This is a genomic window from Acidovorax sp. KNOB132 (assembly GCF_057541515.1).
Genome location: NZ_BAAJYT010000041.1, coordinates 1 through 25903, shown reverse-complemented (window position 1 = coordinate 25903; position 25903 = coordinate 1). Strand labels below are relative to the sequence as shown.

General features: G+C 67.7%; 20 protein-coding genes and 3 pseudogenes. 11 read left to right on the top strand and 12 right to left on the bottom strand.

Translation table 11 applies throughout. The features are described from left to right. Positions 1-265: 265 nt before the first annotated feature. The 6 genes and pseudogenes from AC27IO_RS08820 to AC27IO_RS08795 all read right to left on the bottom strand — a co-directional run. A complete protein-coding gene (locus AC27IO_RS08820) occupies positions 266-469 on the bottom strand; it encodes a hypothetical protein (protein WP_284406595.1) in 204 nt (67 codons plus the stop codon). A 108-nt stretch (positions 470-577) separates the two neighbouring features. Next, positions 578-1003, bottom strand: coding sequence for a hypothetical protein (locus tag AC27IO_RS08815; RefSeq protein WP_284431038.1), 426 nt, complete (start codon positions 1001-1003; stop codon positions 578-580). 18 nt (positions 1004-1021) lie between these two features. Further along, positions 1022-1285, bottom strand: a complete 264-nt coding sequence (locus AC27IO_RS08810) for a hypothetical protein (protein WP_272565616.1) — start codon at positions 1283-1285, stop codon at positions 1022-1024. A 26-nt stretch (positions 1286-1311) separates the two neighbouring features. Further along, positions 1312-2304, bottom strand: coding sequence for a secretion protein (locus tag AC27IO_RS08805; protein ID WP_284431039.1), 993 nt, complete (start codon positions 2302-2304; stop codon positions 1312-1314). Continuing rightward, complete coding sequence (locus tag AC27IO_RS08800; RefSeq protein WP_498738491.1) at positions 2301-2666, bottom strand: secretin GspD/PilQ domain-containing protein; 366 nt, start codon at positions 2664-2666, stop codon at positions 2301-2303. The genes AC27IO_RS08805 and AC27IO_RS08800 overlap by 4 nt, the downstream gene beginning before the upstream one ends. 412 nt (positions 2667-3078) lie before the next feature. After that, positions 3079-3963: pseudogene (locus AC27IO_RS08795) on the bottom strand (secretin N-terminal domain-containing protein); the annotation flags it as partial. A 611-nt stretch (positions 3964-4574) separates the two neighbouring features. Between AC27IO_RS08795 and AC27IO_RS08790 the strand changes: the two are divergent. Both AC27IO_RS08790 and AC27IO_RS08785 read left to right on the top strand, forming a co-directional pair. Continuing rightward, positions 4575-6089 carry a methyltransferase regulatory domain-containing protein gene (locus tag AC27IO_RS08790; RefSeq protein ID WP_498738487.1) on the top strand — a complete coding sequence of 505 codons (1515 nt, stop codon included), beginning with the start codon at positions 4575-4577 and terminating at the stop codon, positions 6087-6089. Further along, positions 6089-6817 (top strand): lytic transglycosylase domain-containing protein, encoded by a 729-nt coding sequence (locus tag AC27IO_RS08785; protein ID WP_317353858.1) that lies wholly within the window; start codon positions 6089-6091, stop codon positions 6815-6817. The genes AC27IO_RS08790 and AC27IO_RS08785 overlap by 1 nt, the downstream gene beginning before the upstream one ends. A 140-nt stretch (positions 6818-6957) precedes the next feature. Here AC27IO_RS08785 and AC27IO_RS08780 read toward each other — a convergent pair whose 3' ends face one another. The 5 genes from AC27IO_RS08780 to AC27IO_RS08760 form a co-directional block, all read right to left on the bottom strand. Beyond that, positions 6958-9660: a hypothetical protein gene (locus tag AC27IO_RS08780; protein ID WP_498738486.1), complete on the bottom strand. Its 2703-nt coding sequence runs from the start codon at positions 9658-9660 to the stop codon at positions 6958-6960. A 225-nt stretch (positions 9661-9885) separates the two neighbouring features. Continuing rightward, positions 9886-10665 (bottom strand): hypothetical protein, encoded by a 780-nt coding sequence (locus AC27IO_RS08775; RefSeq protein WP_284431044.1) that lies wholly within the window; start codon positions 10663-10665, stop codon positions 9886-9888. Continuing rightward, positions 10647-11159 (bottom strand): GNAT family N-acetyltransferase, encoded by a 513-nt coding sequence (locus AC27IO_RS08770; RefSeq protein WP_498738484.1) that lies wholly within the window; start codon positions 11157-11159, stop codon positions 10647-10649. Before AC27IO_RS08770 ends, AC27IO_RS08775 begins: the two co-directional genes overlap by 19 nt. A gap of 10 nt (positions 11160-11169) precedes the next feature. Next, a complete protein-coding gene (locus tag AC27IO_RS08765) occupies positions 11170-11550 on the bottom strand; it encodes an HrpB1 family type III secretion system apparatus protein (RefSeq protein ID WP_272565598.1) in 381 nt (126 codons plus the stop codon). A gap of 41 nt (positions 11551-11591) precedes the next feature. Then, entirely contained in the window at positions 11592-13049 is a 1458-nt protein-coding gene (locus AC27IO_RS08760; RefSeq protein WP_487112301.1) for a hypothetical protein, read from the bottom strand. A 711-nt stretch (positions 13050-13760) separates the two neighbouring features. Between AC27IO_RS08760 and AC27IO_RS08755 the strand changes: the two genes are divergently transcribed. The 7 genes and pseudogenes from AC27IO_RS08755 (at position 13761) to AC27IO_RS08725 (ending at position 22254) form a co-directional block, all read left to right on the top strand. Continuing rightward, positions 13761-14330 carry an aminodeoxychorismate/anthranilate synthase component II gene (locus AC27IO_RS08755; protein ID WP_284394222.1) on the top strand — a complete coding sequence of 190 codons (570 nt, stop codon included), beginning with the start codon at positions 13761-13763 and terminating at the stop codon, positions 14328-14330. After that, positions 14327-14993, top strand: a pseudogene (locus AC27IO_RS08750) (LysE family translocator). Before AC27IO_RS08755 ends, AC27IO_RS08750 begins: the two are co-directional and overlap by 4 nt. A gap of 20 nt (positions 14994-15013) precedes the next feature. Continuing rightward, positions 15014-16048 (top strand): anthranilate phosphoribosyltransferase, encoded by a 1035-nt coding sequence (gene trpD, locus AC27IO_RS08745; RefSeq protein ID WP_487089801.1) that lies wholly within the window; start codon positions 15014-15016, stop codon positions 16046-16048. A gap of 87 nt (positions 16049-16135) precedes the next feature. Beyond that, entirely contained in the window at positions 16136-16936 is an 801-nt protein-coding gene (gene trpC / locus AC27IO_RS08740) for an indole-3-glycerol phosphate synthase TrpC (protein WP_498738480.1), read from the top strand. 74 nt (positions 16937-17010) lie between these two features. Continuing rightward, positions 17011-17731 (top strand): annotated as a pseudogene (locus AC27IO_RS08735) (uracil-DNA glycosylase). A 563-nt stretch (positions 17732-18294) separates the two neighbouring features. Continuing rightward, positions 18295-20034 (top strand): T3SS effector XopP-like protein, encoded by a 1740-nt coding sequence (locus AC27IO_RS08730; RefSeq protein ID WP_317353881.1) that lies wholly within the window; start codon positions 18295-18297, stop codon positions 20032-20034. Between the two features lie 39 nt (positions 20035-20073). Beyond that, entirely contained in the window at positions 20074-22254 is a 2181-nt protein-coding gene (locus AC27IO_RS08725; protein WP_498738477.1) for a T3SS effector XopP-like protein, read from the top strand. 25 nt (positions 22255-22279) lie between these two features. Here the strand turns inward: AC27IO_RS08725 and AC27IO_RS08720 are convergent, their stop codons facing one another. Continuing rightward, complete coding sequence (locus AC27IO_RS08720) at positions 22280-23188, bottom strand: LysR family transcriptional regulator (RefSeq protein WP_284394199.1); 909 nt, start codon at positions 23186-23188, stop codon at positions 22280-22282. A 229-nt stretch (positions 23189-23417) separates the two neighbouring features. Here AC27IO_RS08720 and AC27IO_RS08715 point away from each other — a divergent pair, with 229 nt between their 5' ends. Together AC27IO_RS08715 and AC27IO_RS08710 are read left to right on the top strand one after the other, a co-directional pair. Further along, positions 23418-24347, top strand: a complete 930-nt coding sequence (locus tag AC27IO_RS08715; protein WP_372588284.1) for a Bug family tripartite tricarboxylate transporter substrate binding protein — start codon at positions 23418-23420, stop codon at positions 24345-24347. A gap of 40 nt (positions 24348-24387) precedes the next feature. Then, positions 24388-25903, top strand: a 1516-nt coding sequence (locus AC27IO_RS08710) for a gamma-glutamyltransferase family protein (protein ID WP_498738474.1), incomplete at its 3' end; no start/stop codon positions are given.

Below are 25903 nucleotides of genomic sequence, written 5' to 3'. Positions count from 1 at the left end.
GCTTTGTCCGACAGGGCCTTGGAGTTCTTTTGGAACGCATGGCCATGTTGGAGATGACAGCGTTCTTACCTTGCTGTTCGCTCAGTTCGGCTTGCAGGGCGTCATGGCGTTCTGGTTGTCTTGCTGCTGTTGCATGCGGCCCATCAGGGCACGGGTATCGCCATCGGCTTTGTTCGTCGACATGATTGGACTCCTTGAAAAGTTGAACGTTGGAAAAGAGAAAGTGCAGCACCATGAGCGCCTGGGCCCATGGCGCGATGCCGCTTTAGCCCGCGCCTTGCGCTTGCTTGTCCGACAGGGCCTTGGAGTTCTTTTGGAACGCATCGGCCATGTTGGAGATGACAGCGTTCTTACCTTGCTGTTCGCTCAGTTCGGCTTGCAGGGCCGTCATGGCGTTCTGGTTGTCTTGCTGCTGTTGCATGCGGCCCATCAGGGCACGGGTATCGCCATCTGCTTTGTTCGTGGACATGTTTGAATCCCAGGTGAAGTGCGGAACATTCCGCGTTGCTGAAGGCCACACCGCGCGGCCTCCATTCGGTGAGGCATGACGGCCGGATGCCGCCGTGCCAATTTCGGTTCAGTGCAGGGAGGCCCCCCGGCCTTGCTGGCCCACGTACTTCAGCACTCCGAAGGCGGCTTCGCGCACCTCCTGGTCTGCGTGGGTGGCCAGCACGTTGTCGATCCAGTAGCGCCACCCCCTGTCGCCGCCAAAGAGCATCGCGACGGCCATGGCGATCTTGTTCTCGCCGTTCTGAGGCTCTTCCTCGATGCGCGCTGCGAGGGCCTCCCGCGCTTCGCCCAGCTGGCCGGCCATCGCCATGGCGACGGTGCGGTACAGCGAATAGCCGTGGGTGTCTTCGAGCGTCATCTCGACGGTGGAGTGGATGGTTTGCGCGTCTTCGCCCACCCGGTAGATCGTGCCCAGCAAGCCCACGGTCATGAGATTGCGGTAGATCACCGGATATGCGCTCTTGGCCGCGGTGGGTGCTTCGAGGACCAGCATGGAGGGGCTCCTTGTGTCTCAGACGGCCAGGGTGGTGCCGTGCAGGGTTTCCCAGATCCGCTGGATCACGCGCTGCGATGCGTAGAACGCCTGGATCAGCTGCGTGACGAGCTGGCGCTCGGCGTCCACCTGGGTGGACTTCAGCATGGCGCTGCTCTCATCCGCGATCTCCGCGAAGTAGCGGATCATGGCCCGCGCACGGTCGCCACTCTTGTCCTCGGTGAGCGCCTGGTCCAGGTTGGCGAGGTCGCTGAAGATGATGGATTCGTTGGAAGCAGTCATGGTGTTGGCGTTCGTTGGGTGAAGGGTTAACGGGAAACCGACCAGTCGTTGGCGGCCAGGCTCTCTGCATTCGGTGGCGAGAGGTGTTTCACGCCGTCGCGTGTCTGTACGTACTGCAGGTCCCCTGCGTTCATCAGCGCGCTCATGCGCTTGACGCCTGCAGGGGGAAGTTCTGCCGCGCTCACGTCGATCCGCTTGACCAGCGGTGCCAGGTCGGACGCGATGCGCGTGGCGCTGTCCTTGAGCGCCGACAGGTTCTGTGTGTCTCCGGTGACGTTGAAGCGCCCTTCGCCCAGGTGATGGACGCGAATGCCCGGGCGTGCAATCGCGTCGGCGATGCTTTGCTCCACTTCGTTGCTCGTCGCATAGGCGTGCACGATGCGTTCCGATTTGAAAGGCGCCAGCAGTTGGCGAACGGTGTCCGCATCCGAAGCTTCGGCCAGCAGGCCGCGCACGACGACGCCATCCGCCTGGGCCACCACCTCCAGCCCGGAGACCGGAGCTGTCGCCAGGGCGCGCTGAACCCGCACCAGGAGCGGTTCCTTGGGCACCGCCTCGCGGGCAACGGAGTCGGTGGCGGGGCGATCCTTCTTGGAGGGGGTCAACGGCGCGACGGCCGCGCTCAACGCCGCAGTCATGAGCGCGGTTCCCACCACCGCCGAAAGGATCATGGGCGACATCTTGCGGCTGTGGGGCGCCACCACGGGTACCTGGTTGAGACGGGCGATCAGATCGACGCTGGCGGGCCAGGTGGCGTTGCCGGGGCCGGTGCACAGCACGATGTCACCCATGCGATGGGGCGTGAAGTCCTCCATGGGCAGCCATGCCGGGGCAGGGCCTTGTGGCGACAGCGCGAACTGAATCATTCCGTCCTCTCCCGCTTCGATCAACATCGCATCCGAAGTCCAGTCGGTGAGCTGGATATCTGCTGCGTCTTCCGCGCTGATCAGGTAGCGCGTTGAGGTCAAATTTATCTGTGCGCCGGCATGCTGGCCGGTCAGTATGCGAAGCTGCTTCATGGCTTGCGAACCTCATTCAAGAAGGCGACAGGAGCAGGCGAGGCGGCGTTGAGAAGGCGCGGCGTGATGAGGAAAAGCCGCTCGGTGCGCTGCGTCTGGCGCTCGTTGTTGCGAAATGCCCCGCCCACGAGCGGCAGCTTGGAAAGTCCGGGAACGGCGTTGTTCTGGGACTGCTCCGATTCCACGGTGATGCCCCCGATGAGCAGGCTCTCGCCCTCGCGCACATGGGCTTCGGTGCGGATCTCGGTTTTCTTCACGATGGGGACCTGGTCCACCACGTTCGTCTCGAACGCTCCGTCTTCGATGTAGAGCGTGAGCTTGATGTTGTTGCTGCCATCCATGCGGGTGACCTGCGGCGTCATCTCCAGCAGCGTGCCGGCCTCGATCTGGAACAGGTTGGCTTCCAGATTGCCGGCCACCCGCACGGTGGCCACGCGTTTTTTCGCGCATGACCGCGGTCCGGTTGGCGACGCCCATGACGGACGGCTTGGACAGGACGCGGGCCTTGCCTTCGCCCTGCAGGGCATTGACGCGGGCCAGCAGATGGCGTCCCGCGTCGGCCACGATCGTGCCCAGCGCTGCGGCAGGCATGAGGCTGTTGGACAGGTTCATGCTGATATTGGTGTCACTGCCGCGCAAGGTCCAGTTCACGCCCAGCGCGTCCACACTGTCGGAATTGACCTCGATGATCGTGGCCTCCAGTTCGACGAGCTGGGGTTTCTGGTCGAGGCGGCGGATCAGGGTCTCGAACTCCGCCATGCGGTCGGCGCGCCCGAAAACCACGACCGAGTTCGTGCCTTCGTCGGCTTCGAAACGCGGTTGGTTGTCTTCTTCCGGGTTTTTCGCGGGGGGCGTGAGCGGCCGCAGGTCGGAGGCCGGCGTGCTGGCGTCCTGGTTGGTGGCGCGCGGCAGCGGCGGCAGGAACTGGTTGGCCGAAGGCAGGGGGATGTACGCGCCGAGTTTCTTGCGCGTGTTGTCGTTGTCCTTGTCCATCATCCGCACCAGGGGGGCGATGCTGGCACCTTCCTTTTCGCGCTCACCGTAGAGCTTGCGCAGCATGGTGGCCACGCCCGGCACGGTGGTGTTGCCCACGGCCCGGTCGCCTGCAGAGGCGAATTGGAGCGAGAAGACGCGCGCCGTGCGAGCGTTGTTGTCGGTCACGCCCGCGTCGAGCGCTTCGAGGGCAGAACTCACCAGTTCCAGATGCCGGGGTGGGCCGGACGCATACAGCGTGCTGCTGGCCTCGTTGAACCGGATGGGGTAGCGCTTGTCGCCCAGGTCGAACGACTGCAGCAGCTCCGCCACCTGTTCCCGGTTGAAACCCTTGAGCCGGAACATGCGGCTTTGCATGGAGCGGCCCGGATAGAAGTACAGCGCCGAGCCGTCGTGATACCACAGCAGGTTGTAGGCCCGGGAGACGCTGTCAAGGAATTCGCGCGGCTTGAGATCGAAGTTGGCGTTGACCACGCCGTCCACGCCATCGGCCACGATGGCGGGGGTGCCGCGGCTGGCGGCGAAATCCTGCAGCACGTCCGCGATCCGCTTGTTCTCCGCCCGGTAGACGAATCGGCCCTTCTCCCAGGCCGCTGCTTCTATGGCGCTGGGGGGCAGGGGCAGGGGCTGCGCGGCCGACAGCGATGTGGCCCGGGCCGATGGCATTGCGACGGGCCGGGTGGCCACGGCGGCATCGCCCTGCGCCCGGTCCGTCGCCGGAGCGGCGAAGGGGCTGGCGGAGGCGGAAATGCTGGAGAGGCTGCCCAGCTGATGGGACATTTTCATGTAGCCCATGGAGGGCTGTGCGAAAGCGGACCCGGTGAGAGACAGGGCAAGCAGCACGGCGGCGAGGGTGTCGCGCTGAACGGCTCCCATGCCGCAGGCCGGGGTGGCGGATGGCTTGCGAGAGATGGGGACGGTGGACTTCAACGCAGTACTCCGGTTCGTTGGCTGGCAAACGAAGAGTAGGTGGGGGCCACCGCCGTCGCGGCACCGCAGGCGAAGACACGGCCCGCGGCGCGAAGGCCTTGATTCCGGTGGTTTCAGGGCCCGTACCCAGTCCCGCCGGGAAGGGTGCCGCAGGGGCGTCGGCATGCGCGGCATGGGTTGGGGCAGGGGACGACATGACGCCTCTGCTTCGCCTTTCCGGCCATCGTTTCGACTGTTGGACCGGCCTGGCTGCGCGTTGCGGCTGCAATGGGCGCAGCTTTTGGTGCCTTTCGCGAAAGCGAAGGTGCACACGCCCTGTCACCGTCCCAACGCTCAGAGGAAGACCGATGAAATCACCCCAGCCCGCCGTGCTCGACGTGCGCAGCGAACCCTATACCCGCGGCTACTACCGCGCCCTCTCGCCCGCGCAGATGAGCGTGGCCCTGGAGTCCCGAGGCGTGTGCGGCCCCGATCTGTCAGCCCCCCTGAACTGCTTCGAGCTGGGCATGGGGTTCGGCCTGCCGCTGGTGGCGCATGCGGCTTGCTTTCCGCACATGCGCTTTTACGGCAACGACTTCAACCCCCATCACGTCGCCTATGCCAACGAACTGGCCAGGGACGCGGGGCTGTCGAACGTGGAGGTGTTCGAAGACGCCTTCGAGACCTTGCTCGATCGTGACCTGCCGCCCATGGACATCATCTCCATGCACGGCGTGTATTCCTGGATCTCGCCGCCGCTGCGCAAGATGGTGATGCGTTTCATCGCCGAGCGGCTGCGCCCGGGAGGCGTCGTCTTCGTGAGCCACAACGCACTGCCCGGCTGGGCCGCGCAGATGCCGCTGCGCGAACTGGTGAACCTGCATGGATTGCGCCAGGTTCCAGTCAGCGCAACGCCGATCGAGCGGTTGTCGCAAACGCTGGATTTCCTCGACGATTTCGCCAAGGTGAACCCCGCCTATTTCTCGGACGACCTCTCGGTGCAGGCCCGTCTGTACGGGCTGCGGCGGCTCGATCCGCACTACGCTGCGCACGAGTATTTCAATCCCGACTGGCACCCCATGCACTTTCACCAGGTCGCCGCCGAGATGGCCGAGGCGGGGCTGGAGTTCGCAGCGCCCGCGGTGCTGTCCCAGCAGGTGGATGCGGCCATCCTGCCCCCGGCCACGCGGGAGTTGCTGCGGGGGGTCAATGACCCGGTGCTGCGGGAGACCCTGCGCGACTTCGCGGTGAACCGGTCCTTCCGCTGGGATCTGTACACCCGTGACGCCCCCCAGGCCAGCGCGCAGCAGCATGCGCAGTTCCGCCTGGACAGGACCTGGATCCTGGCCACCGCGCGCAGCGAAACCCGGGAGAGCCCGTTGTCCGATGCCGCCGCCGACCATGTGGACGGCGCCACTGCCCTGCGCCTGCTGGACGCGCTGGCAGAAGGCCCCGCCACCGCCCGCGAACTGGCCCGCCGGCCCGAGCTGGCATCGCTGGGCGCGGATTTCATCGTCGACGCCTTGATGCTGCTGGAAAACGAAGCCCAAGTGCATCCCGCGCTGCCCGTGGCACTGCGCGAGAGCGCCCGGGAATCGGTGCAGCGCTTCAACAAGGCGGTCATGCAGCGGCCGGACGACGATGGACTGCATTACCTGTCCTGCGCCGCCAGCGGCCAGGCCATGGGCTGGTCTCCGCTTGCCATGGCGCAGATCCGTGCCGCCTGCCAGGGCGCGCAGACCGCGGACGAAATGGTCCAGGCCATGCAGGCCCGGTTCGAAGGCGAGGGCGAGGGCCAGATGCCGGCCGAACGCCTGGCGCACAGCGCCCGCTGCTTCTTTGCCAGCCGTGCCCCGGTGCTGCGCCACCTGGGGCTGTTGTGATGGTGCGCTGGCAGCGTCACGCGCTGGTGGCAGCGGCGGCGCTGCAGGCGTGTGGCGCCAACGCACTCATCGCCTACGACTGCTGGGTGAAGGGGCCGGAGTCCGATCCAGTGCGCGTGGCGTTCGACATCGCCAAGCGCTACCCGGCCATCGTGGGGCAATGCCGGGCGGTCGAGCTGCCCGACCCGCCGGCTGACCCGGCAGACGCGGACGATCCCGTGGCCAGCGCGGCCGCCGTGGCGAGCGTGCGCGTGATCCGTGCCCCACGCACTGCTGGTGCCGTGCCGTCCGGCGCGGTCTGGCCCACGGCGATGGTGACGCCCCGTTGGCGCCACGAAGCGCTGTGGCCAGTGATCGAGTCGGCCGCCACCCGCCATGCCATCGACCCGCACCTGGTCCAGGCCGTGATCGAGGTGGAGTCGGCCTACGCGCCCAACGCACGGTCTCCCAAGGGCGCGCTGGGCTTGATGCAGCTGATGCCGGCCACCGCCGCGCGCTTTGGCGCCCCGTCCTCCGCCGACCTGTTCACGCCCGCCGTCAATGTCGAGACCGGGGTGCGCTATCTGCGCTTTCTGGCCGACAAGTTCAGTGGCCAGACCGAACTGGTCCTGGCCGCTTACAACGCGGGCGAGGGGGCGGTCGTGCGGCACGGCTACAAGATTCCCCCTTTTCGCGAGACGCAGGATTACGTGCGCAAGGTGCTGGACAGGTATCCCGCCACCCGCTGATTTCCCTGATTTCCACGAGGGCCGCGACATGATCGCCGGCCCTTTTTTTTCGTTCGCTCGGCAGCGGCGGGCAAGAAAAAAGGACGATGGCCTGGGGCATTGCCCAGGCCATCGTCCCCATTGCGTCTTCGAGGGGTCGGTCAGGCCTTGACGGAGACCTGGACGCTCACGCTCACCCGCAGCTCGATCTGCACGATGCGCTGCTGCTCACGGGACTGAAGGCCCTGAAGCACCTGGGCCAGCAACTGGAGAATGCCGGCGCTCGAAGCCGGCGTGCCACCCACGCCAGGCACTTCGCCGCGCGCGGCGGCCAGCAGATTGCCGACACCCGATCTGCCATCCGCGCCAGGCACATCGTGGGTTTCGATGGCCTTGTAGGTGTCGGGGTTCTGGAGCATGAACTTCGCGGCTGCCGCCACTTGGGGCGGTGCCTTGCCGCTCTCGGCGAGCTGGTAGAGGCGGTCCGGTGTCATGTCCTTGCCGCCGAAGGCCTTCGCCAGCAGTCCGGAGTGGCATTCCAGCATGTGATCGGCCAGGATGCGCGCGGCGCCTTGCCCGTCCAGCGGCGATGGCTGCACGGGCCGGGTGGGCCGTGAAGCGCCGTTGGACTGCGCGGTCCAACGGCCCGTGAGCAACTGCAGGAGTTGCAGCAGCGCATCAAGCACGGAGCGGCTCGCGCCTGCGGTGCGTTGCGCCGAGCCGCCTTCGACGCCAGGGATCTCGCCGCGCGCGGCCGCCAACAGGTTGCCCAGGCCGGACTTGCCGTCGGCGCCTGGCACGTCGTGCGTCTCGATGGCACGGTAGACGTCGGGGTTCTTGAGCATGAACTTCGCGGCGTCGGCGACCTCGCCTTGGCCCTGGATCAGCTGGTAAAGGCGGTCGGGCGTCATCGCGCCGCCTTGCCGCTGCATCAGTTCGGCCAGGGTGTGCGCAGCGCTCTGGCCATCCAGTGGCGGCCGGGTGTTCGAGGTGGCCTTGAGCAATTGCACCAGCAGTTGGAGCAGTGGCAGGAGGGCCTGTGCGGAACCGCCGGCCCGGCCCGGAACACCGGGGATCTCGCCGCGGGCGGCGGCCAGCAGGTTGCCCAGGCCGGACTTGCCGTCGGCACCGGGCACGTCGCGCGTTTCGATCGCGCGGTAGGTGTCGGGGTGCTGGAGCATGTACTTCGCGGCTTCGGCCACCTGGCCCTGCCCCTGGCTCAGCTGGTACAGGCGGTCCGGGGTCATGGGCTGGGTCTTGGGCAGAAAGCGCTTGCCGAAGAGGTGGAGCGCGCCACCGGCTTCCTGCACCATGTGGTTAGCCAGGACGCGTGCCGCGCTCTGGCCATCCAGCGGTGGGCTTGGCTCCGCGTGCGCCTTCAGCAGCTTCAGCAGTTGCTGCAGCAGCTTTTGCAGGCTGTCCAGGGAGTCCGTTGCGCCCTTCACGGCAGGGATCTCGCCGCGGGCGGCGGCCAGCAGGTTGCCCAGGCCGGACTTGCCGTCGGCACCGGGCACGTCGCGCGTTTCGATCGCGCGGTAGGTGTCTGGGTGCTGGAGCATGTACTTCGCGGCTTCGGCCACCTGGCCCTGTCCCTGGCTCAGCTGGTACAGGCGGTCCGGCGTCATGGGCTGGGTCTTGGGCAGAAAGCGCTTGCCGAAGAGGTGGAGCGCGCCACCGGCTTCCTGCACCATGTGATCGGCCAGCACGCGTGCCGCGCTCTGGCCGTTCATCGGCTGGGCCTGCGCCGGCTGCGGCTGACCGCCCTGGCCCTGGAGCTGCGCCAGCAATTGCCGCAGCAGTTGCAGGACGCCGCCCCGGGCGCTGGAGGCCTGGCCGCCCACGCCGGGGACCTCGCCCCGCGCGGCCGCCAGCAGGTTGCCGATGCCGGATTTGCCGTCCGCGCCAGGGACGTCATGGGTCTCAATCGCGCGGTAGACATCGGGGTTCTGGAGCATGAATTCCGCAGCCGCCGCCACCTCGGGCGAGGCTTTTCCGCCCTCGGCCAGCTGATACAGCCGCTCGGGCGTCATCGCCTGGGGCTTGAACAGGCGTGCCAGCGGCGACGCGTTCCCCTGGAGCATGTGATCCGCCAGGATGCGGGAGGCATCCCGCGCGTCCATGGGCGGCTCGGCAGGGGCGGACCGTTGCTGGGCGCGGGGTGCCACCGGCGCCACACGCTCCGGGTCGGCCAGGGGCTGCAGCGTGGAGCCGCCGGTGGGCTGGGGCGACGAAAGCCCTGAAAGGGCGCCCTGTGCGGCCGCCTCGAAGTCGTCCGATTCCGACAGGCCGTCGGCTGCGCCCCCGTCGTTCGTCTCGATCTGGCGATAGGACTCGGGGTTCTGGAGCATGAACTTCGCCGCCGCCGAGACGGTGGGCGAGGTGTCGCTGTTGGGCCGTTTGGCCAGTTGGAAAAGCGTGTTGGGGTCGATGGAGGGCACATGGTTTTGCCGCATGAAGGCCGCGATGGCGCCGGAGGCGGCCTGCTCGTTCATGGGGACCGCGCTCTCTGGCGTGCTGTCCTGCAGTTGCGCGTCGTAGCCGCCGCGCGCCGCGAAGTCGAAACTGGAGACGTCCGCGGTACCGTCACCGCCGGAAGGGTCCAGCAGCGCGTAGACATCCGGGTGGGTCAGCATGAAATTCGCCGCTTCCGAAACGTCCTCGGGCGTTTGGCCCGAGGTGTTGCGGGCCAGCCCGTAGAGCCCATTCGGCGTCTGCGTTTCGATGCCGTTCTGGTGCATGTATTTCGCCAGGGCTGCCGCGGCCTCCTTGGTCTGCGCGGCCGTGTTGCCCGCCGTCTTGCCGGGCTGGGAGCGCCCGATGGTGATGCTGAGAGAGGCTGTGTAGCCGTTGACCGTGGTGTTCATGGACGCCGCCTTCGTTGGACAACAGAGGCGACCGCTTGCGGCCACGCTCCCTGCCAGGGTTGAGAAAGGTGTCTCGGAGTTCGAGACGGAATGAATGGGAAAACGTTGTGCTTCGCGACCCCGAAAATCACTGCGTCGACAGCGGTGCCGCGTGGATCGGATGCGGCCTGCAGCAGGCCTGCCACGGGGCCCGGAACCCCTGCGGTGGGTGCCGGGCCACCAGGGTCAGGTGGTGGGCAGGGCCTGGTCGCGAAACGGCAGCGCCGCATCGGTGAGCAGCCACTGGATCAGGTGGGCCGGGCTCAGATGCTCGGCCAATGCGATGGCCTGCGCCGACAGCTGGACCTTCGTGTCGCCCAGCCCTTGCTGCACCAGGGCGCGCGCGGCTTCGAGCACCAGGGGCCTGGCCGCCTCGATCGTGCCCGCGGGGTCGCCAGCGTCCACCAGCCGGCGGCGTGCATGCACCGGCACCTCTGCCAGCCGCACGATCGAGGCGATCAGCGCGGCTGAAGGGGCCATGCCTCCGGGGTGAAAGCCTTTCTGGGCGTCGACCAGCAGCCATTCGCGCTCTTCGTCGATGCACGCGATCGCGTCGCCGCAGACGGGGGGCACGGCTGGGCCCGAGAGGCCGCTGGGAGCGCTCAGGCGCTCGAAGTCCGCGCTGTTGGCGTGCACCTGCGAAAGCCGGTTGTCCGAGAACAGGCGAAGGGTGCGGTTCAATTCCCGCCCCTCCTGGCCTGCCAGCGCCTCCAGCCGCACCAGCAGGCCCTGCACGGCCATGTGCCGCTGCGTCAAAGCGCTTTCGCAACCGGGCAGCAACAGGTTGCTGGACACCCAGAGCCCGGAAGAGCGGGGGAATCCGTCATCCAGAAGAATGGGGGGCTGGACCATGGACACGAGCCGCAGGCGAACGCCCGCGCCGTCATGGGGAACGATCCGGTGCGCGCCAGCGCCCCAGGCCTGGGGCGGCTGCCTGTCGGCGGCGCTCATTGAGGGTGAAGGCATGGCGATGCTCCGAAGAAGGCGGGACCCGCCGCGCGCGCGGCTGGCGCGCCATTGCGGTGGGGGCGCGGGTACTCGGTCTTGCGCAGGCCGCCCTGCGGCGTGATGCGGTAGATGATGTCGTCGCCGCGGGCTTCGATCCGCTGCCAGCCATGGCGCTCCATGAAGCGCAGGCAGCGGTGGTTGTCGTTCTCCACCGCCACCAGAATCTCGGCTTTCAGCGAAAACAGCCACTGCAGCGCCGGCTTGAGCAGCAGGGCCCAGAGGCCGTGGTAATGCGGCAGCACCGCGATGTGGGCCTGTTCTCCATCGAACAGGATGCCGCCGATCGGCGCGCCATCGGACTCGAAGCCGATGGATGGGCATTCGGCGTAGAACGCGGCGAAGGCATCGCGGGTGACCGTCTGCGTGTAGTCCTGGGCGCAGCCCGCCGCGTAGCGGGCTGAATCCGCGTCGTAGAACACGCCCAGGTCGGCCTGGGGAGTGAGCTTCAGCATGGCGGCGGCCCTATGCGAGATCGCCAGCGATCTCGGGCTCCAGCTGGAGCAGTTCGCGCATGGATTTGCGCACGTGCTCGTCGCCGCTTTCCAGGCAGCTTTGTGCGTGGTAGTGCCAGGTCGGGTCGCCCAGGATGTTCAGGCACAGGGCCTTGAGTTCCGGGGCGGTGTCCTCGCCCAGCGTGTTCAGGTACTGAAGGGCCTCTTGCGTGTAGCCCCGCTGGATCGCGATGAGCACCGGAAAGATCAGGTACTCCTCGGTGTCCGGGCTGAGCGCATTCAGCTCCTCCAGCATGGTTTCCGCTTCGTCCAGCTGGTTCTCGCGGATGGCGTTGACCAGGGAGACGGCCAAGGCGGCGATGGGATCTTCGTGAACATTGGAGTCGTCCATGGTCATTGCCTTTCAAAAGAATGGAGGAAGAAGCGTCCGCGTCAGGCGCGGATGTGCATGTGCATGTCGATCGACACGCGGGTTTCGGTGGTGCTGGCGGGCAGCTGTGGCAGCTGTGGCAGTTGCGGCAGGCCCTTGCCGAGGGACAGGCCCGCGGCCACCCCCTGGTTGGCGGTGTCGATCACCGACTGCATCACGCCGCTGATCACGTCCTTCACCACGGACTGGATGCGGTCCTGAATGCCGGCACGCAGGTCCGAGCCCAGCTGGCTGCCCACGCCGCCAGCGCTCGGCGACGATGCGCCGCCCGTCGGTTGCAGGCCCTGCAGGCCCTTGGCCATGACCTGATCGACGATGCCCTGGATGGCCTGGTCCGCCACGCCGAGCAGCTTTTCCTGGATGGAGTTCTGCAGGCCTTGCTTGAGGTCCGAGGCCACCTGGCGGCTGCCCGACTTCAGACCCGTCGCGTTGCGCGGGCTGCTCACGTTGGACAGCGTGTCCTCGAGCACGCCCTGGCCGAGCGCTGCCAGCGCGCTGTTCTGGTCGAGCCCCAGCTTGGGCAGCAGCGTGTACAGGGCGGCTTGCACAGCGGCCTGGATGGCCATGTCGACGGCGTTGTGCACCGAGTTCTGCACCGATTCCTTGACGGCCTCGCGGCGGGTCTGCGGCGGCACTTCGTCCGGGCCCTGGGCCTGGCGCGAGCCATCCGCGCCGCGGCGGCCGCGGGTCTGCACGGCCGTGCTGGCGGCGTCCTGCAACGCACCGCCGACCAGGTTCGTGCCGGTGCCGACCGCGTTCGAGTCGTTGTTGGGGTCCAGCGTCTGCTGCAGGCTGAGCATCAGCTTGTCGATGGTGCTCTGGACGACCGTGTCGACCGCATCGCGGGCCGCGGTTTCGGCAGCGTCTCGCGCGCCCTGGCGGAAGCCCGTCGGAGGCGTGTCGCACAGCTCGTCCACGCCCTGGCGGTTGGTCGTCAGGCGCGTGCCGGACAGGTCGTCTCCGTCCTGGCGCAGGCCGGGCGAGCGGGTGTCGGGCAGGTCATTGGCGCCCTTGCGGAAGCTCTCGCCATCGGCGAAACGGCCCGCGCGCGAGGAACTCAGGCCGCCGCTGGTGGCTGCGCCGATCGTGTCCACCGCCAGGCCACCCAGCAGCGATGTGCCGTTGGGGTCCAGCACCTTGGACGCGGCCTTGGTGACCTCCTGCGTGGCCAGGTCGATGGTGGAGTCCACCGCCAGGCGCGCCACGTTCTTGGCGATGCCGCCGGGCCCGAAATTGGAGGCGGTTTCCATGGCGCCCAGCGCCAGGTCCTTGATGCCGTTCAGGGCCTGAGACAGGTTGCCTTTGGCAATGCCCTTGGCCAGGCCCACGGCGCCCTTCTTGATGCTCGTGAGGCCGCCCTCGACGCTGTCCACGGCGGTGTCCACCACCTTCTGGGCGACGCTCTGCACTTTCTTGAGCACCTTGTCGAGCGCCCCGTCCAGTAAGGTATTGGCCGCCAATGCGGCCGGCGTGAGGTTGATGGCGCCGCGGGCGATGTCTCCGCCCGCCTCTCCCAGCTTCTTGAGACCGGCCGCCGCCCCTTTCAGATCGAGCGTGGCCAGGCCTTTGGCAATCTGCCCTACGCCCTGAACAGCCTTTTCAATGCCCTTCGCGATTGATTTGAACGCGTTTTTTTATCGCACCCATGGATTGACCCCTTGCAGTTGATGAAGAAATGCACTGGACGGCAATCGGCCTTTTCGGAACGGAAAGGGGGCGGTTGCAGGACCCAACGCGGAGGTTCCGACTTTCCGCGTGGCAAGCGTATGTAAACGCTCTGTATGCGATGCGGATTGCGGCCATGCGAAGTGCGGCGGGCTCCGGCGTGGCGCGGGAGAGCGGCGCGCCGCAGGGCTCGTTGGGGCGCCTGCGAGGCGTCGCAGGGGCCGGTGCCCCGCGAATCCGTCCTTTGCACTGCGGGGTGGGCAGGCAGGTGATAATCGCCGCCATGCCTCATCCGCGTCCTTGCCTGGCGGCACCCTTCCCCCTTCGTTGGCGCAAGCCTGCGAACTGACACCCCTGGTGCGCCGCGCGGGCGCGCATCCCAAAAAGTCTCCCTCCGCTGCCTCGGCAGCCGCGGACGCGCCCGGACCGGGCCGCGCCGTGTGACGGGAGTGCGTTTCCCAACGGGGGCCGGGCCCGGCACCCCAAGCATTCAAGAGGTCAAAGCCATGCTGCTGATGGTCGACAACTACGACAGCTTCACCTACAACATCGTCCAGTACTTCGGAGAGCTGGGTGCCGAGGTCGAGGTGTACCGCAACGACGAGATCACGCTGGAGGGCATCGCCGCACGGGCGCCCGACCGGCTCGTCATCTCTCCCGGGCCGTGCTCGCCGGCCGAAGCCGGCATCTCGGTGGCCGCCATCCACCACTTCGCCGGCAAGCTGCCCATCCTGGGGGTGTGCCTGGGCCACCAGGCCATCGGGGCGGCATTCGGCGGCACCATCGTGCGGGCCCAGGAACTGATGCACGGCAAGACCAGCGTGATCACCACCACCCAGCAAGGCGTGTTCGCCGGCCTGCCCGAGCAGTTCACGGTGAACCGCTACCACTCGCTGTCCATCGAGCGGGCCACCTGCCCGGACGTGCTGGAGGTGACGGCCTGGACCGACGACGGCGAGATCATGGGCGTGCGCCACAAGACGCTGGACATCGAGGGCGTGCAGTTCCACCCGGAAAGCATCCTCACCGAGCACGGCCACGCCATGCTGCGCAACTTCCTGCAGGCGCGGCCATGATCGAGACGCACCAGCTGCTCCTGTTCATCGCGGCCGGATGGTTGCTCAACCTCACGCCCGGGCCGGACGTGCTCTACATCGTCACGAACGCGCTGAAATCCGGCGTGCGCGCCGGGCTCGTCGCGGGCTTCGGGATCACGGCCGGGTGCTTCGTGCACATCGTCGCGGCGGCCGTGGGCGTGGGGGGCGTTGCTGGCCGCGTCGGCCACGGCCTTCACGGCACTCAAATGGGTGGGGGCCGCCTACCTGCTGTGGATGGGCGTTCGCATGCTGTGGGCCAGGGCCCCTGCCGGCGCGGCCGATGGCGCCGATCTGGCCGCCGCGCGCGCCGCGTCCTCGGCGCCAGCTTCGCTGAAGAAGGTGTTCCTGGGCGGGTTCTGGACCAACGTGCTCAACCCCAAGGTAGCCATCTTCTTTCTGGCCTTCGTGCCCCAGTTCATCGCACCGGGCACCGAGAACAAGGCCTGGGCCTTCGTGCTGCTGGGCGTGCTGTTCAACATCAACGCCATTCCGGTCAACGCCGGCTGGGCGCTGGCGGCGGCGTGGATGGCCCGCCGCCAGGGTGCGATCCAGCGAGGCATGCATTGGCTGGACCGCGTGGCCGGTGCGATGTTCATCGGTTTCGGCATCCGGCTTGCGCTCTCCGAGCGTCCCGGCGCCTGAGTTTCATTCGAGGAAACGGAATGTCCATTACCCCCCAGGAAGCGCTGCAGCGCACCATCGAGCACCGCGAAATCTTCCACGACGAGATGCTGCACCTGATGCGCCTCATCATGCGCGGCGAACTGTCGCCCGTGATGACGGCGGCCATCGTGACCGGCCTGCGCGTCAAGAAGGAAACCATCGGCGAGATCGCTGCCGCCGCGCAGGTCATGCGCGAGTTCTCCAACAAGGTCCACGTGCCGGACACCACGCACATGGTGGACATCGTGGGCACGGGCGGCGATGGCGCCAACACCTTCAACATCTCCACCTGCGCGATGTTCGTGGCCGCCGCTGCCGGCGCCAAGACCGCCAAGCACGGCGGGCGCGGCGTCTCCAGCAAGAGCGGCAGCGCCGACGTGATGGAATCGCTGGGCGTGCACATCAACCTGCCGCCCGAGGCCATCGCGCGCTGCATCGCCGAGGTCGGCATCGGCTTCATGTTCGCGCCCAACCACCACCCCGCCATGAAGAACGTGGCGCCGGTGCGCAAGGAAATGGGCGTGCGCACGCTGTTCAACATCCTCGGGCCGCTCACCAACCCGGCGGGCGCGCCCAACATCCTCATGGGGGTGTTCCACCCCGACCTGGTGGGCATCCAGGTGCGCGCGCTGCAGCGGCTGGGCGCCGAGCACGCCGTGGTGGTCTATGGCCGCGACGGCATGGACGAGGTCAGCCTGGGCGCGGCCACGCTGGTGGGCGAGCTGAAAAAGGGCGAGATCACCGAGTACGAGATCCACCCCGAAGACTTCGGCCTGGCCATGGCCAGCAACCGGACCCTGAAGGTGGACACCCCCGAGCAGTCGCGCGAGGTGCTGCTGGGCGTGCTGCGCGGCCAGCCCGGCCCGGCCCAGGACATCGTCTGCCTGAATGCCGGCGCGGCGCTGTATGCCGCCAATGTGGCCGACTCGATCGCGGACGGCATCGTCCGCGCCCGCGCCGCCATTGCCAGCGGAGCCGCCCTCGCCAAGCTGGAGCAACTCGTCGCGCGCACCCATGCGCTGGCGGCGGACTGAGGGGGGCCCTATTGCGGAGGGTCGGGTGCCCGCCGCGGTCGTCCATCGATACAAAAGAGGCTCTAGGAGCCGGAGAAGGTTTTCGACATGAGTGACATCCTGAACAAGATCATTGCCGTCAAGCGCGAGGAAATCGCGGCAGCGCAAAAGAAAGCGCCCCTGGCCGCCATTCGCGCGGATGCGGAAAGCCGCGTGCTCACGCGCGACTTCGAAGGGGCGCTGCGCGCAAAAATAGCCAAGGGCCAGGCGGCGGTGATCGCCGAGGTCAAGAAGGCCAGCCCGTCCAAGGGCGTGCTGCGCGCGGATTTCATTCCCGCCGACATCGCCCAGAGCTATGCCGAGGGAGACGGCAAGGTGAGCGCGGCGTGCCTGTCGGTGCTGACCGACCGGCAATTCTTCCAGGGCCAGCCCGACTACCTGAAGCAGGCGCGCGCCAGCTGCCAGCTGCCGGTGCTGCGCAAGGATTTCATGGTGGACGCCTACCAGATCTATGAATCGCGGGCCATGGGAGCCGATGCCATCCTGCTGATCGCGGCCTGCCTGGACGATGCGCAGATGGCCGATTTCGAGGCCATCGCCCGCAGCCTGGACATGGCGGTGCTGGTGGAGGTGCACGACGGCGCCGAGCTGGACCGGGCGCTGCGCCTGCGCACGCCGCTGGTGGGCATCAACAACCGCAATCTACGGACCTTCGAGGTGTCGCTCTCGACCACCCTGGCGCTGCAAAAGAACGTGCCGGCCGACCGCCTGCTGGTGACCGAGTCGGGCATTCTCTCGCCCGCCGACGTGTGGCAGATGCGCGATGCGGGCGTGAACGCCTTCCTGGTCGGCGAGGCCTTCATGCGGGCGCCGGAACCCGGCGAGGCCCTGGCCAAGCTGTTCGCCTGACACCGGTTTGCTGGATGCTATTAAATTAATAGCTATATGCCCTAGATCTTATTGTGCTGGAGGCTGTTTTGAGCATGAATGATTCCGTGGCGCCCTCCACCCAGCTGCACAGCGCCGATCCTGCCGACTGGCCCGTGGCGGCCGGATGGCAGCCCCTGGTGGATGCCTTTTTCGCCGGTGCGCGGGGGCAGGCGCTGCTGGCGTTTCTGAAGGCACGGCTGGTGGATGGCGCCGCCATTCTTCCCGCCCCGGCCGCTGCGCGCGCTGGAGCTGACCCCGCCCGATCAGGTGCGCGTGGTCATCCTGGGGCAGGACCCGTACCACGGCCGCGGGCAGGCCGAGGGCCTCGCGTTTTCGGTGGCGCCCGGCGTGCAGCTGCCGCCTTCGCTGCGCAACATCTTCAAGGAGATGCAGCGCGACCTGGGCACCCCCTTTCCCGCCTGGCCCGAGCCGGGCGGCAGCCTCGCCAAATGGGCCAAAAATGGCGTGCTGCTGCTCAACACCTGCCTCACGGTGGAAGAGGGCCAGGCCGCCAGCCATTCCGGCAAGGGCTGGGAGGAGCTCACCGACGCAGTGATCCGCCATGTGGCCGAGGGCGATCGGCCGGTGGTGTTCATGCTGTGGGGCTCGCACGCCCAATCCAAGCGCGTTTGGATTCCGGGCGACCGGGGCCATCTGGTGCTCGCCGCCAACCACCCTTCGCCGCTGTCCGCGCTGCGCCCGCCGGTGCCGTTCATCGGGTGCGGGCACTTCGGCAAGGCGCGGGAGTTTCGCCAGCAGCACGCCGAGAAGTAGCCACGGCGTGAGGGCTGGGCGGGCCCCCACGCTTTGCAAAGGGGGCTTCGCCAGCCCCTGAGCTGCTTCGGGTTTTGAGAGTCTTTCCGCAGTACCACAGCCATCCTTCAGGCTGTAGATTGACTTCGTCAAGGTTTTCCATGCCCTCAGGAAATGTGAACCGTCGCGGCCATGCCGCAAGGGCACCGTCGGGTCCTGCCACCACGCCACCTTCGCAAGGCGCGTCTCCCTCGGCCAGTACATCGGCAGGGCGGCAGCGCGGCTCCTCGGTCCACCAAGGCGGGCCTTCGGATACTTTGCGCTCGCGCAGCGGTGCGGAGGCCAGTGGCTCTGCCAACGCCGCGGCACAGCGTCCCCGAACCAGCGCCCTCCCGCAGCGCGGTGTCTTGGAAACAGCGTTGGCGCGCCCTTCGCCTGCAGCCCTGGCGGCGGGCAGAACCATCGACGAGGCGGTTCCCTTCCTCCAGCAATATCACACGGCCTCGGACAGGATGTCGATGGCGACCCATGCTCCGGCCATGCGCTTCACATCGTCCCGTGCTTTCCCGAGAGCCCAGGCTGCCATGGAGGCGCTGGGCAAGCTGACGATGGGCCAGGCGCAAAAGCTCGGCCCACTCTTTCCGGTCTTTATTGAGCAGCAGCGGACGATGGCTGCTTATCGCCTGGTCATGACGACGCCCAAAGTTGACGTCAAGCCGCTGCGGGATAAGCTTCTTTCTTATCCTGACATGGCGACCGCCCGGGCATTGTGGACCCGCTATATCGAGCAAACGGATACGCAACTCAAAGAGCTGGAGCCTTGTGCCGTCGCGTTGGCAGAAACCCTGAAGTCGCTAGGGAAGCGGGAAACGTTCGAATCGACGGCCGGTGCCGAAACAACGCTCAAGGCTGCAGTCATGGGCACGGCCGAGAGCCGGCTCATCGCCATCAATTCGCACGTGGATCGAGTGATGCTGAGCATCATGATGCTGACGCTGGCCGACGAGACTGAAAGCGTGACCGGCCAGACCCGGGAAATGCAGAAAGGACTCGTCGGCGATGTCGTGCGCATGCGTGGCGTCGTGGATCTGCTGCAGGACGCGCGCGTCGGGCCCCTGCCTGGCAAGGAGGCATGGCTTCAAAACTACGTGAAGGTGCTGGAACACCACGCGCACGATCACCTCACGGCCGCGACCCGGGATCTGCCGCCGGACCAGGACCTGGCCGCATCACCGGTCGGCAGGGCGGCGCTGGAAATGGCGGCGAGCATCCGGCTCCTGACCACCGAGATCGGCGAGGTGCTCAACGCGTACAAGCTTTCGCCACAGATCGCAGAGCGCGTCCATGAGTTCACTACGGAGGGGCAGGCAACGACCGCGCGTGAGGCTCCGCTCGAGTCGGAAGAGCCCGCCGCCGCAGCGCAGGAAGCCGCGGCCTCCGATCAGGCGGCTCAGGCGCAGTCGTCCAGGCCCGGCCGCAAATCCCGCCGCCATGCGAAGGCCACGCACTCCGCATCGGGGGCATCGGCTGCCGCGGCTTCGAAGCCCGGCTTGTCGGTGGAGCAGCAGGTCTGCATCGAACTGGCGCAAGCACGCGTCAACCAATTCCGCAAGCCGCCAGCGGCGCCGTCCGGAGCGCGCTTCGACTTCTTCGCCCTGGCGGCGTCGATGAAGCAGGACACGAAGGACATCCGGGCTGCGCTCGACGCCGGCACCGATCCCGTCAATGCGGGCCAGATGATGCGCCGCGCGCTGGTGGAATGGTTCGGCCAGCCCGGCATCTGGGCCCAGCGCAGCCAACAGCTTGACGGTTTGACCGGCGTCGAACTGGAGCCGAAAACGGTCGAGTTGCAAAAAGAGGTGGCCCAGCGCGCTGTACAGGTGCAGACCTTGCACGAGCAGGTTAGTGCGTTCGAGATCGATCTCGTGAAGCAATACGCGCTGCCGAGGGCAAACCATGTGTCCATGCTGCTGAACTCCGGCGCGGCCGTGCCGGACGGGGCGGTCCGCAAGCTGCCGTCCGACGGCGATCCGGATGGCGACCACGGCACGCTGTTCGAAGTGCGCCTTGCTGTGAAGCCACTGTCGAACGGGCAGCCAGCGGCACCTCTCTATGTGCACTTCCATACCAAGAACGTGGTGGGAACCGATGCCATCGCCAATATCTCCCCCGGCGAGCTTGCGGCAGTGCATGTCAAAACGGCCGAACAGCGCGCGCTGGGCCCCAAGTGGGAAGCCCTCAATGCCGCGTTGCTAGGACCAGTGCACCGTGGCGCTTTGACGGATCAGGTGCTGGTGGATCTGCAAAAGTCCATGAAGGCATGAGTTTGCAGCCCTTGCCCATCGCGTTCGAAGGGTAGGCCCGTGTCCGGCGAACGCGTGCAATCGGCAGGCACCTCTCGGAACGACCGCGGCCATCGCGCTGTGCAGGATCAGGCGGCAGTGCCCGCTGACGACCAGCATGCCAGCGTGTCGGCCAGCCCATCCAGCCACTTGACGGAGCGCCTTGTTCCCCGCTCCAGCGGCGCCGCGGCGAGCCATGGGGCGCCTGCGCCCCGTGCGCAGTTGCCCGCGCAGCGGGTACCGACGCCGGCGCAGCAACAGCAGATTGAGAAACACGAAAAAAAGCAGGTAGCCATGGCCGCCGCCCAGACGGTTGACGGTGCAATGGCTTATCTCCGTACTTTCGACCAGCTTTGGACGCGCGGGCTCGTCACGGTCGAGAAACAGCAGCGCACGTTGTGGATGGCCTTTCAGTCGGCAGATCGCGGCATTGCGGCCTTCAAGGAGATGACCGAACTTCACCGGGCCGGTGAGGACGGACGAACATCGTTCGTGGCCCTCTACAACAAGCGCGCAGCGCTGGCCGCCACCTTGGTGGGCTACCTTCCCCCATTGCCTGCCGAAGCAGGCTACTCGCTTTCGCAACGCATGCTCCAGGCGCGCTCGGAGCCAGTGGACCTGCCAGCGCTGGACCGCGACCTGCATGCCTACCTCGGTCAGGTTGATCTCGCCGTCGAGGCGATCGAACCTTATCTCCGTGCGACTTCCGAGGCGATCGAAAACCTGAGTGCGCCCGCCCATCTCAAGGCCTATCCGACGATGACCGAGAACTTGAAGGAGGCCATCCTCACGCTCACGAATCTGCGGCTGAGAGCGTTCGATCTGCACAAGGAGCAGATCTGGACATTGTGCAATCGCATGGTGGTTGCAGAAGGCTTGAATGGCACGGAGATTCTGCGAGAGACCGTCGCGCTGCTGACCTGTGCGGCAAACCTGTCGGACGCCCCTGCGATCGACCTGCTGCAGGATGCCCGCATCCCCCGGCAGCAACCGATGGTGAGCCGCATGGAAGACGGCGCTTTGCTTTTGCGTGAGCACGCCGAGACATTCATCGTGCTCGCGAGCCGCCACTTCGACACCGAAACCGGTGCTTCGCAGTCCGGCGCTCTCGACTTCGCCAAGCGGCTGGTAGCCGCCGTCGGCGCGCTGGCCCAGCAGTGCGATGCGGTGCTGAACGCCCACAAAGTCTCCTACACCGTTGGCAAGCTGTTGGAAGGCAACACATTCCTGGGACATCCGACGCGACGCGAAACCGCAGCGTTGCCGGACGACGATGCGCAGAGCGATTCGGTGTTGGAAGAAACCGCCGCGTCCGGTTCCGCTCGCGCAACACGGCCCACGCGATCCGGTATGGGCAAGGCACGCAAAGCCTTCGCGCGCAACAAGGCGGATCAGGAGACCGCCCCTGCGCTGTCCCTGCGACAGACGGTCGTGCTGGAGCTGGCCCAGGAGCGTCTGAAAACGTTCCCTGCGCCAAAGCTCGGCGGCCTGCGCGGGCCTGGCGACTTGTTGGCGCTGGCCGAATCGATGCACAAGGACGCTTCTGCAATCAGCGCAGCGATGGACCCGCGCACCGAACCGCTGAGCGCCGTGCGGCAGATGCGGCAAACGCTCGATGGATGGTTCGGCGTACGGGGGCAGTGGCAGGCCCGGCGCGAGCAGCTGGCGGCGGCGGGCGTGGCGGGGATGCCATCGGTCTCGGACGCGCTCCAGGCGCTGAATGAGCGCATCGCGGCGATCGAGGGACTGCACCGGTCCGTCGATGCCATCGGGGCCGATCTGATCAAGACCTTTCCGTACCCTGACCTGAAGCATGTGTCGCACCTGCTGAACATGGCGACTGACGCCGAGGCGCAAGGGTCGGCCCTGCGGATCGGCGCTCCCCGCAAGCTGCCATCGCACGGCGACCTCGACCACCGCCACGGCACCCTGTTCGAGGTGAAGATCGATACGGGAAAGCTGGCGGATGGCCGGCCCGCGCCCGCGCTCTACGTGCATTTGCATGCCAAGGCGCCGATCACGGCCGAGGCGTGCCGCACCGTGCCTTTCGAAGCCCTTGACGCGTTTCATGTGAAAACTGCCGATCAGCGGGGCAAGGGTCCGACCTGGGAGTTGCTCAACGACGCCCTGCACAGCGTGCACCGGGGCGTGCTCGACGCCGAGGTGCTGAAAGCGCTGCAGCACCGCATGGCAGGCCCCTGATCCTGCAGGCCTGCCCTGCCGCCTGTCACAGCCCCGGCAACTCTTGCTTCAGCCGCTCCAGAAAGGCCTGCGCAGCCACGGGCAGCGCGCGGCCGGCGAGGGTCTGCACTTCGATGTCGCGCAGGTCCATGCCCGGGTCGCCGAGGGGCCGGGCCACGATGGCGCCTGCGGCCACGGCATGGCGCGTGGCGATTTCGCTCGATACCGATACGCCGCCGCCATGCGCCACGAACTCCAGCACCGTGCGGGCGTGGTTGCTGACCAGCACGGGCTCCAGCTGCAGGCCCTGGCGGCTGCAGGCCATGTCGATCATCTGGCGCACGATGGTTTCCTGCGGCGGCAGCACGAGCGGGAACCGGGCCATCTGCGCCAGGCTGACGCGGCTGGCGCCAGCCAGCGGATGCCCGGGCGGCAGCATGGCCAGCACGGGCGCGCTCTGGCGGTGGGCCACCTGGATGCCGGGCTGCGGCGCGCGGCTGAAGCACAGGCCGATGTCGGCCACACCCGTGCGCACGGCCTCCGGCACCTGCGCGGTGGGCAGCGCCGTCACCGTGAAGCGGATGCCCGCATGCTCGCGCTGGAACGCCACGCACAGCCGGGGCACCAGTTCGTTGGCGAACACATCCGAGGTGGCCAGGCGCACCTGGCCCGCACGCAGCCCGAGCAGCGCGCCGATCTCGCCCAGCGCGCGCTCCGCGTCCAGCCCGGTGCGCCGCGCATGCGTCGCGAGGATCTCGCCGGCCGCCGTCAGCACCATGCCGCGCGGGTGCCGCTCGAACAGCGGCGTGCCCAGCTGCGCCTCCAGCCCCGCAATCTGGCGGCTCAGGGCCGATGCGGCCACGTGCAGCCGGGCGGAGGCTTCGGTCAGCGATCCGCATTGCGCCACTTCGAGGAAGTAGCGCAGGGCGGTGTCTTGCAGCAGGTGGGCTCGCATGGTGGAGAAAGGCGCAAACGGCTTTGAAGGGGCTTGGAAGGGGTTTGCTCGGGAATGTGCAAAGTATCGAGTGCTTTGCCATTGCGGCAAAGGTCTTTGCCGAATTGCTGTTGGTCAGCGGGCGCACCGATTCCTAAGATGGCCCCTTTTGCCGCGTGCCCGATCGGAGTGCTCCATGCGATTCGTGAATTTCACCCGCTGCCTGCTCGTTGCGTTGTCGCTCGCCGCGATGGCCGGCGGGGTCTCTGCGCAGACCTGGCCCAGCCACCCCGTGCGCGTGATCGTGCCGTTTCCGGCCAGCGGGGCCACCGATCTGGTGGCGCGCGTAGTCACGCAGCGCGTCTCGCAGGACCTTGGCCAGCAGATGGTGGTGGACAACCGGCCCGGCGCGGGCGGCACCATCGGCGCGGCCGAGGCCGCCAAGGCCCCGGCCGACGGCTACACGCTGCTGCTCACCACCAGCAGCACGCACGCGATCTCGCCCCACCTCATGCCGCGCCTGGCCTACGACCCGCGCAAGGACTTCACGCCCGTGGCCCACGTGGCGGATGCCGCCAGCGTGCTGCTGGTCACGCCCTCGCTGCCCGTTAAATCGGTGGCGGACCTGATCGCCTACGCCAAGGCGCACCCCGGCCAGCTCAACTACGCCAGCAGCGGCAACGGCACCATCGTGCACCTCAATGCCGCGGCCTTCAGCGCGCAGGCCGGCATCGAGATGACGCACGTGCCCTACAAGGGCACGGCCCAGTCGATCGCCGACCTGGCGACGGGCCAGGTGCATGTGCTGTTCGACTCGATTCCCACCGGCATGCCCCACGTGAAGAGCGGCCGCCTGCGGGCCCTGGCCGTGACCAGCCAGCAGCGCAGCGCGCTCGCGCCCGAGCTGCCCACGCTGGCGGAGTCCGGCCTGCCCGGCTATTCGTCGGTGACCTGGTTCGGCGTGTACGCACCGGCCGGTGCGCCGCCCGCGCTGGTGGAGCGCATCCACCAGGCCTTCGCCAAGGCCATGCAGGCCCCGGACGTCATCGCCAGCCTGGCCAAGCTGGGCGTGGAGCCGGCCCGGCCCAGCACGGCCGCGCAGTTCGCCGCCATGGTGCAGGCCGACAGCGCACGCTGGGCCGCCGTGATCCGCGAGCGCAAGATCACCCTGGAACAATGAGTCCGCCCCGAGCGCCTTCCCCAACCCAAGGAGACAAGACATGACCCAAACGCCCCCACCGAACGCCACCGCCCTCGACTGGGGCCAGCCCTACGCCTCGCAGCGCAGCCCCGTCATGGGCCGCAACATCGTTTCCGCCTCGCAGCCCCTGGCCGCCCAGGCCGGGCTGCGCATGCTGATGGCCGGCGGCAACGCGGTGGACGCGGCCATTGCCACGGCCATGGCGCTGACGGTGGTGGAGCCCACGGGCTGCGGCATCGGCAGCGATGGCTTCGCCATCGTGTGGGATGGCAAGGAACTGCACGGCCTCAATGCCTCGGGCCGCTCGCCGGCGGCCTGGACGCCCGAATACTTCGCCCAGCGCGGCGGCATTCCCGAGTCCGGCTGGAACGCCGTGACGGTGCCCGGCGCGGTCTCGGCCTGGGTCGCGCTGTCGCAGCGGCTGGGCAAGCTGCCGTTCGCGCAACTGGCGCAGCCCGCCATCGAATACGCGCGCGGCGGTTTTCCGGTCTCGCCCATCATCGCCACGCAGTGGGCGCTGGGGGCGGACCGGCTGGGTGCCCAGCCGGGTTTCGCGGAGTGCTTCATGCCCGGCGGGCGGGCGCCGCGCGCGGGCGAGATCTTCCGCAGCGAAGCGCATGCCCGCACCCTGGAGCTGATCGCCGAAACCGGCGGCGAGGCCTTCTACCGCGGCACGCTGGCCCGCCAGATGGCCGCCCACGCGCAGGCGAATGGCGGCGCGATGACCGAGGACGACCTCGCCGCGCACCAAGCCGACTGGGTGGGCACGGTGAGCCAGCCGTTCGGCGACGCGGTCGTGCATGAAATCCCGCCCAACGGCCAGGGCATCGCTGCGCTGATCGCGCTGGGGCTGCTCGACGCCGTGGGCATCGGCACGCGCCCCGTGGACGACGTGGAGACGGTGCATGCCAGCATCGAGGCCATGAAGCTCGCGCTGGCCGACCTGTACGAGCACAACGCCGACATCGACGCGATGCGCGTGGCGCCGCGCGACCTGCTGGACCCGGCCTACCTGCGCGAGCGTGCCCTGCACATCGATCCGGCGCGCGCGGGCGATCCCGGCCACGGCGCGCCGCGCCGCGGCGGCACGGTGTACCTGGCGGCCGCCGATGCCTCGGGAATGATGGTGTCGTTCATCCAGTCCAACTACATGGGCTTCGGATCGGGCGTGGTGGTGCCGGGCACCGGCATCAGCCTGCAGAACCGGGGCCACGGCTTCAGCCTGGTGCCGGGCCATGCCAACGAGGTGGGCCCGCGCAAGCGCCCCTCGCACACCATCATTCCGGCGTTCGCCATGCATGCCGACGGCACGCCGCGCATGGCCTTCGGCGTCATGGGCGGCCCCATGCAGTCGCAGGGCCACGTGCAGATGGCGCTGCGCGTGCTGCGCTACGGCCAGAACCCGCAGGCCGCCGCCGATGCGCCGCGCTGGCGGGTCACCGGCGGCCGGGGCGTGGCCGTGGAGCCGGGCTTCGATCCTGCCGTGCTGGCCGAACTGCGCGCGCGCGGCCACGAGGTCACCGGTGGAGTCGGGC